The organism is Candidatus Pelagibacter sp. PS_17, from assembly GCF_059417945.1.
In genome coordinates, this window is record NZ_CM182073.1 from 1,254,458 (window position 1) to 1,271,511 (window position 17,054).

Here is a 17,054-nt window from a genome sequence, read left to right on the forward strand (position 1 = left end):
TCTTAATTAGATAATATATTTTTTAATGAATTTATCTCTCCAATTTTAAAGATTACAGCATCACCTTTTTTAAAACCATACTCCTCAGCACTAGCTTTAAATCTTACTGGTGGTTCCATAATAGGTTCCAGCGATAAAACAAAAGTTCCCCAGTGTGTTCCCATAACCTTTTTACTTCTTAAATCTTTTGCTACATTTAAAGCTTCTTCTGGTGTTGTGTGATAAATCGATTTATCAAACATAGGCTTAAAGTCATAAGCTCCAATATTAATCATTGTTAAATCAATTGGACCATATTTTTCACCTAATTCTTTGTAAATATTTCCATAGCCAGTATCGCAAGCAAATAAGATTTTTTTACCCTTATATTCAATTAAGAAATTGCCCCAGAGTGTTTTGTTCATATCTGTAAGGCTTCTCTTCGACCAATGGACAGCTGGGAGTAATGTTACTTTCAGATCATCATTAACTTGAATTTCCTCATACCAATCCATTTCATTTACATCTTTAAATTTATTTTTTGTAAAGTATTTTCCAAGATTTAGTGGTGCCAAAACTTTTGTATTCTTAAACGGATATTTTCTAATGGTTCCCATATCTTGATGATCATAGTGATTATGTGTTAATAACAATAAATCAGTCTTTGGAATTTCATTTAAATTTAAGGCAGGCTCAGTAAATCTGTCTGGGCCAAAAATTAAAGGTCCCGCATTTTTTGAAAACACTGGATCAGTTATAATTGTTGTATCTCCAAGTTTAATTAAGTAAGTAGCATGACCAATCCAAGCAATATAATCTTCATTTTTATACTTTTCCAAATCAGATAAAACTTTTTCTTTATCAACAACGTGTTCTTTAGGGACCGTCATGTCTATTTTCTTTTTCAATTTAATGAATTGTGTGTAAGAAAACTTCGCTTGACTAGTTCTAACAGGTGATCCTTCTGGATTTCTAAAAGTTCCATCTGGTAAATGATGATAAGGTTTTTTTTCCATAGCAATTAGTGATGAGTTATATGCAATAATTATAAATATAAAAATTATAAATTTTGCCACCTATATTGATATTTTTATTTTTGAGATCTTTTAAAACACTCAATAGTATTTTTTAACAAGCAGGCAATAGTCATTGGCCCTACTCCACCTGGAACAGGTGTTAAAGCTCTTGCAACTTTTGAAACTTCTTCGAATGCAACGTCACCGACAATACCGTTTTCAGTTTTATTAATCCCAACATCTATTACAATTGCATCTTTTTTAACCCAGTCCGCTTTCACAAGCTCTGGAATGCCAACAGCAGCAACTATAATATCTGCCTCCAAGCATTCTGCTTTTAAATCTTTAGTCTTTGAATGAGTAATTGTTACTGTGCAATTTTCTTTTAAAAGTAACTGCGCCATTGGTTTACCGTTTAAATTTGATCTACCAATCATAACAGCTTTTTTTCCACTCAAATTTGGTTCAATTTTTTTAATCATTAAATAACATCCTAAAGGAGTACAAGGAACTGAACTTTCATAACCTGAAGAAAGATTTCCAACATTCATTGGGTGAAACCCATCAACATCTTTTCCTGGTAAAATAGTTTCAATAACTTTTTGCTTATCGATATGTTTTGGTAAAGGTAGTTGAACTAAAATTCCTGAAATACTTTCATCTTTATTTAATTCCTCAATTTTATCTAATACTGTTTTTTCTTCCACAGCTTCAGGGTATCTAATTACTTCAGATTTTAACCCTACTTCATTCGCAGCTTTCTCTTTCATACGAACATAAATTTGACTAGGGGCCATTTCTCCAATTAAAATAACTGTAAGCCCAGGAATTTTATTGTGTTTAGCTTTTAGCTCTACGACCTCTTGTCTTAATTGCTCTCTAAGTTCAGCTGCTATTTTTTTCCCATCTATTAAGATCATGTGTTCCTCTAAAAAATCATTGGCGCAATGTACAACTTCATACACATTTCTATAAACCAAATCAATAAAAGTAATATAACTGGTGAAATATCTATTGATCCTAAATTAGGTAAAAAACTTCTTATTTTATTAAGTGCAGGATTTGTTAATCGATAAGTCACCTCTAAAATAGAATAAACAAATCTATTTTGAGTATTTAAAACATTAAATGCAACAAGCCAGCTGATAACTACATTTGCAATTACCACATAAGAATAGAGCTTTAATATTTGAAGAACCAAATAAAAAATTGCTATCATTTTTTCTCGATATAAATTGACTGACTTGGGAATGCGAATGAAGCTTTGTTTCCTTCTACTATTTCTTTAATTGCAATCGCTAATCTTTCTTTAACTAAAAGAGAGTCGCTCCAACTGTTGCTGGCCGTAAAACATCTAACTAATAAATCTATTGAGCTATCAGAAAACTTTTCAATTCTTACCGCAACACCAACACTTTGGCTAAAGTCCTCGCTTTTATTAATATAGTTTTCTATTTCTTCTCTTACTTTTTTTAACTGTGCAACAGTGGTATCGTATTGAAGAGTAATGGACCATCTTATTCTCCAATTGGTTGTTTCACTAATATTAACTACTGAGTTTTCAGCAAATTGAAAGTTTGGAATTATTGCTAAAGATTTATCAAATTTTCTAATCACTGTTGATCTAAATCCAATTTTTTCGACAATACCTTCAATTGTTCCTTCAACTAAAATCCAATCGCCGATCTTAAATCTTTTTTCAACTAAAACTAAAATTCCTGATATTAAATTTTTAAATAAGTCTTGTGCACCTAAAGCAACTGCAACACCAAATAAACCCAGTCCAGCAATAATTGGTCCAATTTTTATTCCCCAAAGTTCAAGAACAGCCGCTAAGCCTAGAATGAAAATCAAAATTTTTAATGATTTAATAATCCAGCCAATTAACTCTCTAGTTAACATTTTATCTAAACCACTTAAAATATAAGAGATGGGTTCAACAATTTGATGTATCACCCAAAAAATAAAAATAGTTATTAAAGTTCTATTAATTGTATCAATAGCTACTTTACCATCTTCTCCAAAAGACATGTAATAACTTGCAATAAAAAAACCTAGAACAATGGGAAGAAATCTTGCTGGCCCAACCATCGCATGGACGAAAGTGTCATCTAGTTTATTGGTTGTTCTTTTAGAGATACTTTCTAATCTTTTAATAATTACTTTACTGATAATTCCTCTAAAAATTAAAAAAATAAAAAAAATCCCAATTCCAATTAATATTTGAAAAATATCAATACCGTGAATTCCCTTTGACCAAACTGAAAAAAATAGGTCACTAAAATTGTTAAAAATGTCCATAGCTAAATTTTATATAGCAAAAATTCCTCTTCTCCAGGGTTAAAAAGAAAAATTTTTTTCCACTTTATTTCATTAAGAATTGAAGAGGTTTTTTCTCCAATGCACATTAAATTAGTATTCATCCATAGGGTTTCTAGCTGATAATTTTTAATTACTTTTAAAAAATTAATCGCACTATTTTGCGAATAAATGTAAGTAATTTCAGGCATTTTTAATTTTAATTTTTCGATAAAGCTTTCATCGTATTTTTCAATTGGGTTAGCTCTGTAATTAATTAATCGTTCTATCGTATACCCATTCGAAATAAGCTCTTTGTCCAAATCACTAGAAATTATTTCTCCACTTATATAAATTAGCTTTCCATCAGAAGGTTTAAAATTTTGCAAAATTAATTCCTTAAGATTACTAACATTTCCTTCAGCTGCAAAAACATTTTGAAAACCAACACTTCTGGCTTTTTTTTCAGTAGCACTTCCAACACAAAAGCATTTTAATTTTTTATCAATGTTCTTAATGTCCAAAAATTTAACAGCATTAGCACTGGTAAAAATAATTGCTTTAAACTCCGAATAGTTTGGTGCTTCGTATTTTAAACCTTCAATATTAATTAAAGGTAAATGAGATATTTCATGACCCAATGATTGAAATTTTAATATCATTTCATGACAATCTTCTAGAGGTCTTGTAAATAAAATATGCATATTATTTTTTGTAAGAATTATTAGACATCTTTTTAAGAGTTTTTCCCATCTCTATTCCCAATTCTTCTGCTTTATCTACACTTTCAGATGATTTTAAATAAAATCTTTTACTGCCGTCTAGTGAAAAAAGCTCTACTTCAAGATTAATTTTATTCCCCTCAATATTTGCAAATGCTCCTACTGCTGTTTCACAATCTCCTTCTAAAACCTTTAAAACATTTCTTTCAGCTTTTATTGAGCTATGTGTTGATTGATGATCAACTTGTTTTAATAATTCAATTAAACTTTCATCGTTATCTCTACACTGCAAGGCAATAACTCCTTGTCCAGCACAAGGTATAATTTCTGAAGTAGAAAAAGTTTGAGAGATATTTTGATTTAATCCTAAAGAATCGATTCCAGCATAAGATAAGATAATTGCATCATATAAATTTTCCTTAAGTTTTCTTATCCTTGTATCAACGTTTCCTCTAATTAATTTACAATTAAGATCATCTCTTATTTTTTTAATCTGAAATTCTCTTCTATATGAGGATGTTCCAATAATTGAATTTGATGCTAAATCTTTTAGATGTTTATTGTCTTTGCTAATTAAAATTTCTCTAGGATCATTTCTTTCTAAAAAACAATCTGTTAACAATCCTCTAGTTTCTTCAGAAGGCATATCTTTTAATGCATGTACCGCTATATCTATTTTTTTTTCTAATAATTCAACCTCTATAGTTTTTGAGAAAAGTCCCTTACCCCCTACTTCTGATAATCTTTTGTCTTGAACTTGATCACCCTTAGTTACAATTTCTTTAATGATTACTTCTTCAATTCCAAAATCTTTTGAATGTTTGAGAATTTTTTCTCTAGCCTTTTCAACATAGATTAGTGCTAATTTGCTTCCTCTAGAGCCTATAATAATTTTTCTATTTTTCATTTAATTGCTTTATACTTCATACTTATATTGAGAATGTATTATTAATAAAAACTAATTTAATGAATAAAAAACCCATAATCTTAGGAATTGAATCAAGCTGTGATGAAACAGCGGCCTCTATCATAACTGAAAATGAGCAAGGTATGCCAACAATTTTATCAAGTATTGTTTCAAGTCAGGTGGATGTTCATAAAGAGTTTGGCGGTGTTGTGCCAGAACTTGCCGCAAGATCCCATATGGAAAAAATAGATTTAATCACAAAAAAAGCATTTGATGAAAGTGGAGTAAAAATGGAAGAACTGGATGCAATAGCAGCCACAGCAGGACCTGGTCTTATGGTCTGTCTGTCTGTTGGTTTAAGTTTTGGAAAAGCAATGGCCTCTTCGCTAAACAAACCTTTTATAGCTGTTAATCATTTAGAAGGACATGCATTAAGCCCAAAACTAAATTCTGAATTAAATTATCCTTATTTATTACTTTTAATCTCTGGAGGTCACACTCAATTTTTAAGTGTGCAAGGCTTAGGAAATTATAAAAGATTAGGAACAACTATTGATGATGCTGTAGGTGAAGCCTTTGATAAAACGGCAAAATTATTAGGAATAGAATTTCCAGGTGGGCCACAAATTGAAGTGTATGCAAAAAAAGGTGATCCCAATAAATATGAGCTACCAAAGCCGATTTTTCATAAAGGAGGGTGTAATTTATCATTTGCGGGTTTAAAGACTGCTGTTTTAAAAATATCAAAACAAATAAAAACTGAACAAGAAAAATATGATCTTGCAGCATCTTTTCAAAAAACAATTGAAGAAATACTATATAAGAAAAGTAAAATTGCTTTTGAAGAATTTAAAAAAATGAACACAACAATTAAAAATAAATTTGTAGTTGCAGGTGGTGTTGCTGCAAACAAGAGAATTAGAGAAGTTCTAACTAATCTTTGCAAAGAAGAAGAATTTGAAGCAATATTTCCACCTATTAATTTATGTGGAGATAATGCGGCAATGATTGCAATGGTTGGATTAGAAAAATTTAAGTTAAAACAGTTTAGTGAATTAGATAGTCCTGCAAAACCTAGGTGGCCTCTAGATGCAGATGCTGCTTTTTTAAAGGGTGCTGGAGTAAGATTGTAATGCAGTATTGGTTAATGAAATCAGAACCTGACGTTTGGTCAATTGATCAGCAAAAAAAAGCTGGTGTTAAAGGTGCTCCTTGGGATGGAGTAAGAAATTATCAAGCTGCAAAAAATTTAAGAGGAATGAAAAAAGGAGACCTTTGTTTTTTTTATCACTCAAATATAGGTAAAGAAATTGTTGGTATAGTTGAGGTTATTAAAGAAGCTTTTTTAGATAAAACTGACAAAGATGGACGATTTGTAGCTGTTCAAGTAAAGTTTAAAGAAAAATTAAAGAAAAGTGTAACTCTAGAAGAGGTTAAAAAAACCAAGTCTCTTAGCCATTTATCACTTATTAAACAAAGTAGATTATCTGTTATGCCGATAGACTCTAAAAGCTGGAAAATTTTAAACAAGATGAGTAATATTTAGAAATATATGCCAAAAAAAAAATCAATATCAAAAGTTAAAAAAGTTTCTAAAAAAACTAAGGCTAAAAAAAAAGTAAAGCCTTTTAAGAAAAAGGTTTTAAAAAAAATCGAAGAAAAAGAATTAATCATAAAAACTAAATCTGAGTGGGTAAAAAGTGCTTTAGTAAATAAAACAAAATACCAAAAAAAATACTCAGACTCGATTAAAAATAACAATGACTTTTGGAAGAATGAGGGGAAAAGAATTACTTGGATTAAACCATATAAAAAAATTAAAGACGTTAAGTACAGTAAAAAAGAAGTTAGAATTAAATGGTATGAAGATGGGACTTTAAATGCTTCTGCTAATTGTATAGACCGTCACCTTAAAGATAAAAAAGATAAAACCGCTATTATTTGGGTGGGGGATGACCCAAAAGATACAAAAAAAATTTCATACAAACAATTACATAATGAAGTTTCAAAAACTGCAAATGGTTTAAGAAAATTAGGAATTAAAAAGGGTGATAGAGTTACAATTTATTTAACTATGATTCCAGAGCTTGCTGTAACAATGCTTGCTTGTGCTAGAATTGGTGCCGTTCATTCTATTATTTTTGGTGGTTTTTCGGCAGACTCTATTTCTGGCAGAGTTAATGATTGTGAATCAGAATATATTATTACAGCTGACGAAGGAGTTAGAGGTGGAAAAACTATTCCTTTAAAAGAGATCACAGATCAAGCTTTAAGAAGCTGTCCAAATGTTAAAAAATGTATAGTTGTTAAAAGAACTGGTAATATAGTTAATTGGGTTAAAGGAAGAGATGTTTGGTTTGACGATTTAATTAAAGATATGTCAACTAAATGTGAGCCTGAGGAAATGAATGCAGAAGATCCTTTATTTATTCTCTACACATCTGGTTCTACTGGAAAACCAAAGGGGGTTTTACATACAACGGGTGGTTATATGGTTTATGCATCTATGACCCATCAATATATTTTTAATTATAAACCAAAAGATATTTATTGGTGTACAGCTGATATTGGCTGGGTTACTGGCCATAGTTATATAATTTATGGCCCTCTTGCTAATGGTGCAACAACAATAATGTTTGAAGGAATTCCAACCTACCCTGACAGCTCAAGATGGTGGGAAATCATTGATAAATATAAAGTTAATATTTTTTATACAGCGCCCACTGCTATTAGAGCTTTAATGAGAGAGGGAGATAAACCTGTTAAAAAAACCTCAAGAAAATCTTTAAAATTATTAGGTACTGTTGGAGAGCCAATAAATCCTGAAGCTTGGATGTGGTATTATAAAACAATAGGAAATTCTAAATGCCCAATAGTTGATACATGGTGGCAAACTGAGACAGGCGGAATATTAATTAGTCCACAAACAGGTGCTATGAATTTAAAACCTGGTTCTGCAAGTAAACCCTTTTATGGAATTAAGCCCTCTATAGTTGATAAAGATGGTAAAGAAATCAAAGGAGCTGGTGAGGGAAGACTGTGCATTTCTCAATCTTGGCCTGGACAAATGAGAACTGTGTACGGTGATCATCAAAGATTTATTGATACTTATTTCTCTCAGTTCGATGGAAAATACTTTACTGGGGATGGGGCTAGAAGAGACAAGGATGGCTACTACTGGATAACTGGTCGTGTAGATGATGTAATTATTGTCTCTGGTCATAACCTTGGAACTGCTGAAATTGAGAGTGCATTTGTTGCTCATCCAAAGGTTGCCGAAGCTGCTGTAGTTGGATACCCACATGACATTAAAGGTAATGGCCTATATTGTTATGTAACTCTAAATGTTGGGGAGATAGCTGACCTAGATCTTGAGAGAGATTTAAAACTTTGGGTAAGAAAACAAATCGGTGTACTAGCGACACCTGACATTATTCATTTCTCACCTGGTCTTCCAAAAACAAGGTCTGGAAAAATTATGAGAAGAATTTTAAGAAAAATTGCAGCTAATGAACATGAACAATTAGGGGATACAACAACTTTAGCAGACCCAAGTGTTGTGCAAAGTTTGGTGGATAATAGAAAGAATATTTAAAATTCTATTAATTTCTCAAATTCTTTTTTAATAATATCCCATTTCAATATCATAGAATTCAATACGATTTTTCGATCTAAAGTTTTAAGCTCTTCAGCTATTGGTGCCCATTTGTATAATGACAAAGCACTAGGATTAAAGGGTAAATCTTTATAATAAATTTCCCAGTTTATATTTTGAAGTCTTTCATTAAAAGTTTTTTTTGCTTCCTCAATAATATCAAGTGGCATCCTATTAGAAATCTCATCATCTAAAATTTTAGAAAAAATCTCTTTAGACTGGTTGATGTTTTGATAATTAAAATTAACTTTTAAATAAGAAAACGTAAATAATGTCAGATCCTGTAAAGCAACAGAATAAATATTCCATCTGGCAATATCAAGAGATGCCATGAACACGTCATTGTCAAAATGAAGAACATACCTTGTTCCCATCCTGGTTTTTAAATAACTATATAAAGTTACTTGTGTTACCCAAGCAGATTTTGTCTGAATAAAGTGTTCAAGCTCATCTAAATTCTTAATTTTTTTCTTTGGAATAAAAGCCCTAAACATGGCAAACAAGTAAACTTTAAAATCATCAAACGATATGTCTTTCCAAGAGAGTTTATATTTTTGCATAAAAATTCATATATATGGTCATTATACCTTAAAAAAGTAAGTAAATAAGCACCTAATATGAACAATTTTAAGTCTTTTAAAAACTTACAGAATGGTTATGGTTTAGGGTAGTTATAACTAAAAATAGAGAGGTATAAATGTCAAACGCAACAAAACACTGGGAAAAGACTAGATCATTGTTATTCGTAACACTGGCTATTTGGTTTGTTTTCTCAATCGGCATCTTCCTTTTTGCAGCTGAAATGAATGAGGTTACAGGACCTTTCGGTTATCCATGGACATACTGGTTTACATGTCAAGGATCTCTTGGAATTTTTGTAATTTTATGTTTCTGGTTTGCTAATAGGCAAGAGAAAATCGATGAAGAATTTGGCTTCAACGAAAGGGGAGATCAATAATGATTAAAGGTAAATTTATAGACAATTTGCCAAAAGTTTACGGAATCTATACAGGAGGTTTTATAGGTTTCATAATCTTAATGGCAATTGGTGAACAGATGGGTATGACTGCTAAAGCAATAGGTGTTGCTTTTGTAGCCTTTACAATATTCATCTATGCATTGATCGGTTATCTATCAAGAACAGCTCAAGCAGACGCATATTACGTGGCTGGAAGACAAGTGCCCACTGTATTCAATGGAATGGCGACGGCGGCAGACTGGATGTCTGGTGCTTCATTCGTTGCAATGGCAGGTGGTATTTACTTCAAAGGCTATGGATATATGGCTCTACTTGTCGGTTGGACTGGTGGTTACATATTAGTTGCAACTTTATTAGCACCATACTTAAGAAAATTTGGCTGTTACACAGTTCCAGATTTTGTAGGTACAAGATACGGTGGTAATTTAGCGAGACTATGTGCAGTAATAGTTTTAACTGTTGCTTCATTTACGTATGTGACTGCACAGATAAACGCTACAGGTACTATTGCATCTGTTGCTCTAGATATCGACTTTAAATACGCTGTATATATTGGACTAATAAGTATTTTACTTTGTTCAATGTTAGGGGGTATGAGAGCGGTAACTTGGACACAGGTTGCACAATATATCGTACTAATTATAGCTTACTTGCTTCCAATTTTTTGGATCAGTAACAAAATGGGTGCAGGTTTCTTCCCTCACTTTATGTTAGCTGATGAAGTAGCTAGAATTGGTGAGTTAGAACAACAGTTTGGTTTTGTTAAAAACTCTGCTGCTGATCTAGCAACGGTACCTAAAGGGTTAGCTGGAATAACTAAAGCACACTCTGCAGTAAATGCAACGCCTTGGGCATTTATTTCATTAGCATTGGCGATGATGATGGGAACAGCTTCATTACCGCACGTGATGATGAGATACTTTACTACTCCAAGTGTAAAAGCAGCTAGAAAATCAGTTGGTTGGTCGTTATTCTTTATCTTCCTTCTGTATTCTTCTGCACCAATGTTAGCAACACTATCTAAACTATCGTTGATCGATCCAACACTACCAACAGGTATTATTGGTAAATCATTTGCTGAAGTTCAATCAATAGATTGGTTCCAAAACTGGAATCAAGCAAACTTGATGTTCATCAGTGACTTTAACGGCAATGGAACTCTTGAGTTAAACGAGTTTTTCATGGGTGGTAAAGCGGTTGTGTTAGCAACACCAGAAATAGCTGGATTACCTTATGTAATCTCAGGACTGGTTGCTGCTGGAGGTATGGCTGCTGCCATGTCAACAGCTGATGGTTTGATTCTAGCAATTGCAAATGCGATCTCTCATGACGTTTATTACAAAATGATTGATCCAAAAGCAGAGACTGCAAAAAGACTTCTTGTTGCAAGGGTATTACTTGTAATAATTGGTTTTGCTGGAGCAACTATTGCGGCAATGGAGATCCAAGGTATCTTAGGTTCAGTGATCTGGGCTTTTGACTTTGCGATGTCTGGATTGTTCTTCCCACTTGTACTTGGTGTATGGTGGAAGAGAGCTAACAGAGAAGGTGCTATTGCTGGTATGGTTTTAGGTCTTGGTTCTGCTATTTGGTACCTTGTATGGGTAAGAAATGGTGGAAGTGGGTTCTTAGGACTTACTCAGCTAACATTTGGTATCTTCGGAGCAGCTGTTAGTTTTGTTTCAATGGTTGTAGTGAGTTTAATGACTCAAGAACCAGATAAATCAATTCAAAAAATGGTTGATGAAGTTCGTATACCAAGTGGTAAAACTGTTACTGGTAAGTAGAACTAATAAACTTTAATTTTAAGGGGCGATTAATTTCGCCCCTTTTAATTTAATCTCATTTCTAATATAACTCATTAAATGTCAGCAAACTTCCATCCCTTAATTTATTTTATAGATTACTTATTTGGTATGATTATGTGGACTTTAATAGGAAGAGTTGCGATGAATATTTTTCAAAAAGAAGACTCAGAGTTCTTTTTTATGAAGATTTTTGTCAAATATACCGATCCACTAATAAAAATTTTTAAACCAATAACCCCTTCTTTCATTATAGGACCTCTGGTACCATTATATGTAGCATGGTTCTTTTATATGATTAGATTTTACTTTATGCCATGGGTCTTAGGTTATTCTGTAATGGGAATGTTGTCATTTCCTCTAGAAAGTGAAATTTCTAAACAAATTTATCAATTATTTAATTCAATTAAATTTTAAAAATTGATACTAGTAGAGCTAGCAATCAATGAAAAAAATACAAATATCTCCTTCAATTTTATCTGCTGACTTTAGTCAATTAGGAAATGAAATAAAAAGACTTGAAGAAGGTGGTGCAGATATGATCCATGTGGATGTGATGGATGGTCATTTTGTTCCTAATTTAACCATGGGTCCACCAATCATAAAATCATTAAGAAAATTTACAAAACTACCATTTGATGTTCATTTAATGATTTCACCTGTGCATAAGTATATTAAAGATTATGCAGATGCAGGTGCAGATATTATTACTATACACCCAGAAGCAACTGAAAATTTAGCAGTCTCTATTGAACATATTAAAAGTTTAGGAAAAAAAGTGGGGGTTTCTTTAAATCCAGAAAGTAAAATTAATTTAATAACTGACTTATTAAATGAGATAGATTTAGTTCTAATTATGAGCGTAAACCCTGGATTTGGAGGACAAAAATTTATGCCAGAAGTTTTAGAAAAAATTAAAGAATTAAAAAAAATAAGAGATCAAAAAAATATAGATTTTGATATCGAGATTGATGGTGGAATCAATTTTGATAATAATAAACTAGCAATAGAAGCTGGAGCAAATATTTTAGTTTCTGGGACAACTATATTTAAAAATAACAATGGAGATATAAAAAAAAATATAGACCTTTTAAAATCAAGTTAGAATAATGATTTTAAACAATTCATTTAGGCTTATTAAAAAAAAAATTCGTCACTTTTATTTAAACTCCTATCTATATAATAAAAAAATTACACCCTCTTCTATTGAGTTACTAGAATATCAGCCAAGCCCTAGCTTGTTAGATGGCCTTATAAAATATGATAAAAAAAAGATTAACATAGAAAATTATTCGTTAAATGAAATTTGGGATAATCCAAATTTAAAAGAAAAAGACCAACAAAATTTAAACAGTTTTTTTTGGCTATTTAGCCTAGATCTTAGATCTTCAAAAAAAGATACTCAAAATGTCATTAATCAATGGATTAATACAAATGACAGGTACAACTCTAAAAATTGGAAAATTGATATAATTGGAAAAAGAATAATAGCTTGGATTTCAAATTCTAGGCTTACCTATGAAGATGGCAATATAGATTATAAAGACAAGTTTAACGGCACTATAAAGAAGCAGATCAATCACCTTATTAATGAAATTGAAATCTCTGAATTAATCGATAATAAAATTATAGGGTGTGCAGCTATCATTTTAACTGGTCTATCGTACCCTCAAAATAATAATTATTTAAATACTGGGTTAAGTTTACTAAAAAAACTAGCCAAATATTCATTGGATAATGATGGCTTTCCAAAATCAAGGAATATTAGACAGTTAAGTTTTTACTTAAAATATTTTATATTAATTAGGGAATGGTTCAAAGAATCTCAAAATGAAATACCAGATTTTATAAATGAAAATATATATTATTTAGGTCAGGCTTACGCTTTTATTTGGCAAAACAATAAAATAGATTTTCTCTTTAATGGTAATCATAAAACAAATAACCATAATTTTGACCTTTATTTAAAAAGACTTGGATATAATTTTAAAAATCAAAATAATGAGCTGGGTGGCTATGTTGTCCTTAATAATAAAAAAAATTCTTTAATAATGGATATTGGATCGAGCCCAAATAAAAAATTATCTTCAGATTATCAAGCTGGTGCTTTATCTTTTGAGATTATATCAAATAATAAAAAATTAATTAGTAATTGTGGTTATTTTCAAAAAATTGATCATCAATTAAATGAGATATCTAAGTCAAGCGCAGTCCATAGCACACTAATTTTAGATGATAAATCCTCTTGTAATTTTAACAAAGTAAGAGGTAAAAAATCTAAAATTAATCAAGAATTAAGAATATTAAAAAAAAAAGTAGTATTTGAAAAAAATTATTGGAAAATTAATGCTTCTCATGATGGCTATTCAAAACCACTTGGTATTGTTCATGATCGAGAAATAGAATTTTACCCAGAACAATTAAAATTCATTGGCCATGATAAAATTATTTCTAACAAGGGTATTAAAAACTTAAAATTTGATATTAGATTTCACTTGGAGCCAAATATTCGATTAATGAAAACTCAAGATGAAAAATCAATACTTATTGATCTTGATGGAGAAGGTTGGAAATTTAGCTCAGAAAATTCTAAGATAAATATTGAAGAAGGGTTATATTTTGGAGAAAAAAATTCTTTTACAAATAATCAAAATATATTTATTTCAGGAATGACTAATGAAGAAAATCAAACTATAAGATGGGAAATCACAAAATTATAATGAAAAAAATAAAAAAAGCTCTTATTTCAGTATCTGATAAAAAAGATTTAGGCAGTCTTTTAAGAGTTTTAGCGAAATACAAAATTGAATTAATTAGCTCTGGAGGCACCTTTAAAGAAATAAAGAAACTTAAATTTAAATGCCAAGAAGTTTCAGAGTATACGGGCTCACCAGAAATTCTTGGTGGAAGAGTTAAAACACTACACCCAAAAATTCATGCTGGTATATTAAGTAAAAGAAACGACAAATCTCACACTAAAGAACTAAAAGCTAATCAATATGATAAAATTGACCTTGTTATTGTTAACTTTTATCCTTTTGAAAAAACTTTAGATCAAACAACCAATCATTCAAAAATAATAGAGAATATTGATGTTGGAGGTCCCACTATGGTTAGGGCAGCTGCCAAAAACTATAACGATGTTACTGTTATTACATCCTCAGATCAATATGAAACCTTAATTAATGAATTAGAAAATAATAAAGGATCAACATCTATTGAATTTAGAGAAAAGATGTCCTTAGAGGCCTTTTCTGAAACAGCTTATTATGATGCTGTAATTTCTAACTATTTTAATAAAATTAAAAAAAACAATTTTCCCAAAAAAAAAATTATTTATGGAAATTTAATTGAAAAATTAAGATATGGTGAAAATCCACATCAAGAAGCTGCAATTTATTCTAAAGCTCAAAATCTTAATATTAAACAAATTCATGGTAAGCAGTTAAGTTATAATAATTATAATGATATTTTTTCTGCATTAACAATATCAAAATCTTTACCAAAAAACTCCGGAACCGTTATAGTTAAACACGCTAATCCTTGCGGTGTTTCAATCGAAAAAAATAGTTTAAAAAGTTATAAATTGGCTCTTGCTTCTGATCCAGTTAGCGCTTTTGGTGGCATAGTTTCTTGTAATTTCAAAATAAATAAAACTCTAGCATTAGAGCTAAATAAAATTTTCTTAGAAGTTATTATTGCTAATGGTTTTCAAACTGATGCTTTAAAAATTTTAAAAAAGAAAAAAAATATAAGAATTATTGATGCATCAGAATTTATGATGAAAGATTTAATAAGATTTGGCTCTGTGAACGAATCTATTTTAACACAATCTGAGGATTTAAAAGTTTTTAAACCTAAAGATTTCAAAGTCGTTTCAAAACTAAAACCAAATAAATCTCAGTTAAAAAATTTAATTTTTGCATTTAATGTTTGTAGATATGTAAAATCAAATGCAATTGTTCTTGCAAGCCAAGAAGCAACAGTTGGTATTGGTTCAGGACAACCTAGTAGACTTGATAGCTGTCAAATTGCTATAGATAAAATGAATAAATTCCAAAACTTAAATGAAGATGTTGTAGCAGCCTCTGATGCATTTTTTCCATTTGTTGATGGTATTGAAAAATTAGTACAATCAGGAGTTTCAGCTGTAATACAGCCTTCTGGATCAATTAGAGATAAAGAGATAATAAAATTTGCAAACCAAACTGGTACTATTTTAGTTTTCTCAAAAACGAGACATTTTAGACATTAAAAATTTGATCAATTTTAGCTGCTAAAATAAAATCATTTTCTGACAGTCCTTCAATAGCGTGAGTAGTAATTACAATTTTAGCATATCCCCAACCAAAAGAAATATCTGGATGATGATTTTCATTTTCAGATATTTCACTAACTTTATTTATAAAATTTTGACTATTAACAAAATTCTTAAAAATAAAATTTTTCTCTAAAAAATATATTTCTTTTATATTTTTTTTTACATCCCAACCATCAACTTTTTTTTGATATTTATGAATTTCACTAATATCAAAAGGTAAAATTCCACCCTCACATGGTACACATTTTTTATTAAGTAAATCACTCATTGATTAGTATGTTTTAAAATTTTGGAGCGGGTCAAGGGAATCGAACCCTCTACCTAATCGTTGGCAACGATTCGCTCTACCAATGAGCTAGACCCGCTTATAAAAGACAATATAAATAGATGGTTTTTTCAAAGCAAGCAATAATAAAGTTTTTAATTAATATCAAAATTTTCTAAAAAAGATCAAAAAAAACACTATTTGCTAAAATTGAAGTTAAGCCTATCTAGGTATTTTTACTCATAACCAAGTTCGATTAAATCTTCTTTGAAGATTTTTGTTAAATTTGATTGTTGATCTTTATCCAAAATTTTTCTCCAGTCATTGTCAGGACCCAAATTAAAAAAAGGAATTTTTTTCTCATTTTTTTTTGAAGGCACAGCTTCAACAAAACCATTTTTCTTTTCGTCACTTTTTAGTTTGTTAAAAGAAGTAGAGTTGACTGAATTTTTTAATTTATCTCTATTTAATTCTTCTTTTATATTTAAAGTTTTGTTTATAAATTCAATAATATCTTTAAATACTACATACGTTTCCTTTAATAAATCTTCATATTGAATTATTTTTATTGGAATTTTTTTTTGAACCCTCCAAGATTTATAATTCATGTTCCAGGAGCTTATAAATTGAAAATCGCTATAACCATCCTCTTTAACATTTCGAATATCATAAATATAATTTTTTGAGTTAGTCATCCATTTTAAAGATGTTTCATAATTCATCTCATAATGATTTTTTAATGACGTTATTACATTTCTGGGGTCTCTAACAACGTAGATACATCCTGCAGAATTTTGTTTATTCGTAAAGTCATAACCGTTTACCTTGCCAAAAACATTATGAGTTTTAAAAAATCTTATTTTTTTATCAGCGTTAATTTTTTCCTGTGATTTAATCCATAGTTTTGTAGTGTCTGCCACATTTTCTTGATCATAGTTAAAACCTACAAAATGTCTCTTTTCTGGGAACTGTCCTATATTTTTTAAAATACTTTGATCAAAAATCCCATTTTTGGAATAATAATAAGTACTAATCAAAGTTCTTAACCAAGTATTTCCACTTTTTGGGTAAGATGCTATCCAGAATATCATTGTACAATTATTATAG

At 30.2% G+C, this 17,054-nt stretch carries 18 protein-coding genes and 1 tRNA gene; 9 read left to right on the forward strand and 10 right to left on the reverse strand.

Annotated elements, in window-relative coordinates:
- Window positions 1–2 precede the first annotated feature (2 nt).
- Genes AC5SML_RS06660 through hemC form a run of 6 tightly spaced genes read right to left on the reverse strand, consistent with a single transcriptional unit; the run spans window position 3 to window position 4,922 of the window.
- A complete protein-coding gene (locus AC5SML_RS06660; protein WP_494617116.1) occupies window positions 3–1,055 on the reverse strand; it encodes an MBL fold metallo-hydrolase in 1,053 nt (350 codons plus the stop codon).
- Between the two features lie 14 nt (window positions 1,056–1,069).
- Window positions 1,070–1,915: a bifunctional 5,10-methylenetetrahydrofolate dehydrogenase/5,10-methenyltetrahydrofolate cyclohydrolase gene (locus tag AC5SML_RS06665; RefSeq protein ID WP_011281620.1), complete on the reverse strand. Its 846-nt coding sequence runs from the start codon at window positions 1,913–1,915 to the stop codon at window positions 1,070–1,072.
- 8 nt (window positions 1,916–1,923) lie between these two features.
- The gene (locus tag AC5SML_RS06670) at window positions 1,924–2,214 is read right to left on the reverse strand and encodes a YggT family protein (protein WP_006997601.1); all 291 of its coding nucleotides are present in this window, start codon (window positions 2,212–2,214) and stop codon (window positions 1,924–1,926) included.
- Complete coding sequence (locus AC5SML_RS06675) at window positions 2,211–3,296, reverse strand: mechanosensitive ion channel family protein (RefSeq protein WP_006997600.1); 1,086 nt, start codon at window positions 3,294–3,296, stop codon at window positions 2,211–2,213. Before AC5SML_RS06675 ends, AC5SML_RS06670 begins: the two co-directional genes overlap by 4 nt.
- A gap of 2 nt (window positions 3,297–3,298) precedes the next feature.
- Entirely contained in the window at window positions 3,299–3,997 is a 699-nt protein-coding gene (locus AC5SML_RS06680) for a uroporphyrinogen-III synthase (RefSeq protein ID WP_494617117.1), read from the reverse strand.
- 1 nt (window position 3,998) lies between these two features.
- Window positions 3,999–4,922, reverse strand: a complete 924-nt coding sequence (hemC, locus tag AC5SML_RS06685; RefSeq protein WP_494617119.1) for a hydroxymethylbilane synthase — start codon at window positions 4,920–4,922, stop codon at window positions 3,999–4,001.
- Window positions 4,923–4,981: 59 nt separating this feature from the next.
- On the opposite strand from hemC, the gene tsaD reads away from it, so the two are divergent.
- From tsaD to acs, 3 genes are read left to right on the forward strand one after another with little or no spacing between them, the layout of a single operon-like run.
- Window positions 4,982–6,055, forward strand: a complete 1,074-nt coding sequence (tsaD, locus tag AC5SML_RS06690; protein ID WP_006997597.1) for a tRNA (adenosine(37)-N6)-threonylcarbamoyltransferase complex transferase subunit TsaD — start codon at window positions 4,982–4,984, stop codon at window positions 6,053–6,055.
- Window positions 6,055–6,468 (forward strand): EVE domain-containing protein, encoded by a 414-nt coding sequence (locus tag AC5SML_RS06695; protein ID WP_020168927.1) that lies wholly within the window; start codon window positions 6,055–6,057, stop codon window positions 6,466–6,468. Before tsaD ends, AC5SML_RS06695 begins: the two co-directional genes overlap by 1 nt.
- Window positions 6,469–6,474: 6 nt before the next feature.
- Complete coding sequence (gene acs / locus AC5SML_RS06700; protein WP_494617121.1) at window positions 6,475–8,517, forward strand: acetate--CoA ligase; 2,043 nt, start codon at window positions 6,475–6,477, stop codon at window positions 8,515–8,517.
- Here the strand turns inward: acs and AC5SML_RS06705 are convergent.
- A complete protein-coding gene (locus tag AC5SML_RS06705; protein ID WP_494617123.1) occupies window positions 8,514–9,137 on the reverse strand; it encodes an esterase in 624 nt (207 codons plus the stop codon). The genes acs and AC5SML_RS06705 overlap by 4 nt on opposite strands.
- A gap of 137 nt (window positions 9,138–9,274) precedes the next feature.
- Here AC5SML_RS06705 and AC5SML_RS06710 point away from each other — a divergent pair, with 137 nt between their 5' ends.
- The 6 genes from AC5SML_RS06710 to purH all read left to right on the forward strand — a co-directional run bounded on the left by AC5SML_RS06710 (window position 9,275) and on the right by purH (window position 15,616).
- Complete coding sequence (locus AC5SML_RS06710; protein WP_006997592.1) at window positions 9,275–9,535, forward strand: DUF4212 domain-containing protein; 261 nt, start codon at window positions 9,275–9,277, stop codon at window positions 9,533–9,535.
- Complete coding sequence (locus AC5SML_RS06715; RefSeq protein WP_011281626.1) at window positions 9,535–11,343, forward strand: sodium:solute symporter family protein; 1,809 nt, start codon at window positions 9,535–9,537, stop codon at window positions 11,341–11,343. Before AC5SML_RS06710 ends, AC5SML_RS06715 begins: the two co-directional genes overlap by 1 nt.
- Window positions 11,344–11,421: 78 nt before the next feature.
- A complete protein-coding gene (locus tag AC5SML_RS06720) occupies window positions 11,422–11,778 on the forward strand; it encodes a hypothetical protein (protein WP_006997590.1) in 357 nt (118 codons plus the stop codon).
- Between the two features lie 28 nt (window positions 11,779–11,806).
- Complete coding sequence (gene rpe / locus AC5SML_RS06725; RefSeq protein ID WP_020168933.1) at window positions 11,807–12,466, forward strand: ribulose-phosphate 3-epimerase; 660 nt, start codon at window positions 11,807–11,809, stop codon at window positions 12,464–12,466.
- Window positions 12,467–12,470: 4 nt separating this feature from the next.
- Window positions 12,471–14,081 (forward strand): heparinase II/III family protein, encoded by a 1,611-nt coding sequence (locus AC5SML_RS06730; protein ID WP_494617126.1) that lies wholly within the window; start codon window positions 12,471–12,473, stop codon window positions 14,079–14,081.
- Complete coding sequence (gene purH / locus AC5SML_RS06735; RefSeq protein WP_494617128.1) at window positions 14,060–15,616, forward strand: bifunctional phosphoribosylaminoimidazolecarboxamide formyltransferase/IMP cyclohydrolase; 1,557 nt, start codon at window positions 14,060–14,062, stop codon at window positions 15,614–15,616. The genes AC5SML_RS06730 and purH overlap by 22 nt, the downstream gene beginning before the upstream one ends.
- Here purH and AC5SML_RS06740 read toward each other — a convergent pair.
- The 3 genes from AC5SML_RS06740 to AC5SML_RS06750 form a co-directional block, all read right to left on the reverse strand.
- Window positions 15,606–15,950, reverse strand: a complete 345-nt coding sequence (locus AC5SML_RS06740) for a 4a-hydroxytetrahydrobiopterin dehydratase (RefSeq protein ID WP_494617129.1) — start codon at window positions 15,948–15,950, stop codon at window positions 15,606–15,608. The genes purH and AC5SML_RS06740 overlap by 11 nt on opposite strands.
- A 22-nt stretch (window positions 15,951–15,972) precedes the next feature.
- Window positions 15,973–16,047 (reverse strand) — tRNA-Gly (locus tag AC5SML_RS06745).
- Between the two features lie 136 nt (window positions 16,048–16,183).
- On the reverse strand, window positions 16,184–17,038 hold the full coding sequence (locus tag AC5SML_RS06750) for a sulfotransferase domain-containing protein (RefSeq protein ID WP_020168937.1): 855 nt from the start codon (window positions 17,036–17,038) through the stop codon (window positions 16,184–16,186).
- Window positions 17,039–17,054 lie beyond the last annotated feature (16 nt).

Excerpts from the sequence above, each read along its gene's own strand:
- AC5SML_RS06715 (WP_011281626.1), top strand. The coding sequence starts at position 9,535 with ATGATTAAAGGTAAATTTATAGACAATTTGCCAAAAGTTTACGGAATC.
- AC5SML_RS06695 (WP_020168927.1), top strand. The coding sequence starts at position 6,055 with ATGCAGTATTGGTTAATGAAATCAGAACCTGACGTTTGGTCAATTGAT.
- AC5SML_RS06670 (WP_006997601.1), bottom strand. The coding sequence starts at position 2,214 with ATGATAGCAATTTTTTATTTGGTTCTTCAAATATTAAAGCTCTATTCT.
- tsaD (WP_006997597.1), top strand. The coding sequence starts at position 4,982 with ATGAATAAAAAACCCATAATCTTAGGAATTGAATCAAGCTGTGATGAA.
- rpe (WP_020168933.1), top strand. The coding sequence starts at position 11,807 with ATGAAAAAAATACAAATATCTCCTTCAATTTTATCTGCTGACTTTAGT.
- AC5SML_RS06680 (WP_494617117.1), bottom strand. The coding sequence starts at position 3,997 with ATGCATATTTTATTTACAAGACCTCTAGAAGATTGTCATGAAATGATA.
- purH (WP_494617128.1), top strand. The coding sequence starts at position 14,060 with ATGGGAAATCACAAAATTATAATGAAAAAAATAAAAAAAGCTCTTATT.
- AC5SML_RS06710 (WP_006997592.1), top strand. The coding sequence starts at position 9,275 with ATGTCAAACGCAACAAAACACTGGGAAAAGACTAGATCATTGTTATTC.
- AC5SML_RS06675 (WP_006997600.1), bottom strand. The coding sequence starts at position 3,296 with ATGGACATTTTTAACAATTTTAGTGACCTATTTTTTTCAGTTTGGTCA.
- AC5SML_RS06740 (WP_494617129.1), bottom strand. The coding sequence starts at position 15,950 with ATGAGTGATTTACTTAATAAAAAATGTGTACCATGTGAGGGTGGAATT.
- acs (WP_494617121.1), top strand. The coding sequence starts at position 6,475 with ATGCCAAAAAAAAAATCAATATCAAAAGTTAAAAAAGTTTCTAAAAAA.
- hemC (WP_494617119.1), bottom strand. The coding sequence starts at position 4,922 with ATGAAAAATAGAAAAATTATTATAGGCTCTAGAGGAAGCAAATTAGCA.
- AC5SML_RS06705 (WP_494617123.1), bottom strand. The coding sequence starts at position 9,137 with ATGCAAAAATATAAACTCTCTTGGAAAGACATATCGTTTGATGATTTT.
- AC5SML_RS06750 (WP_020168937.1), bottom strand. The coding sequence starts at position 17,038 with ATGATATTCTGGATAGCATCTTACCCAAAAAGTGGAAATACTTGGTTA.
- AC5SML_RS06665 (WP_011281620.1), bottom strand. The coding sequence starts at position 1,915 with ATGATCTTAATAGATGGGAAAAAAATAGCAGCTGAACTTAGAGAGCAA.
- AC5SML_RS06720 (WP_006997590.1), top strand. The coding sequence starts at position 11,422 with ATGTCAGCAAACTTCCATCCCTTAATTTATTTTATAGATTACTTATTT.
- AC5SML_RS06730 (WP_494617126.1), top strand. The coding sequence starts at position 12,471 with ATGATTTTAAACAATTCATTTAGGCTTATTAAAAAAAAAATTCGTCAC.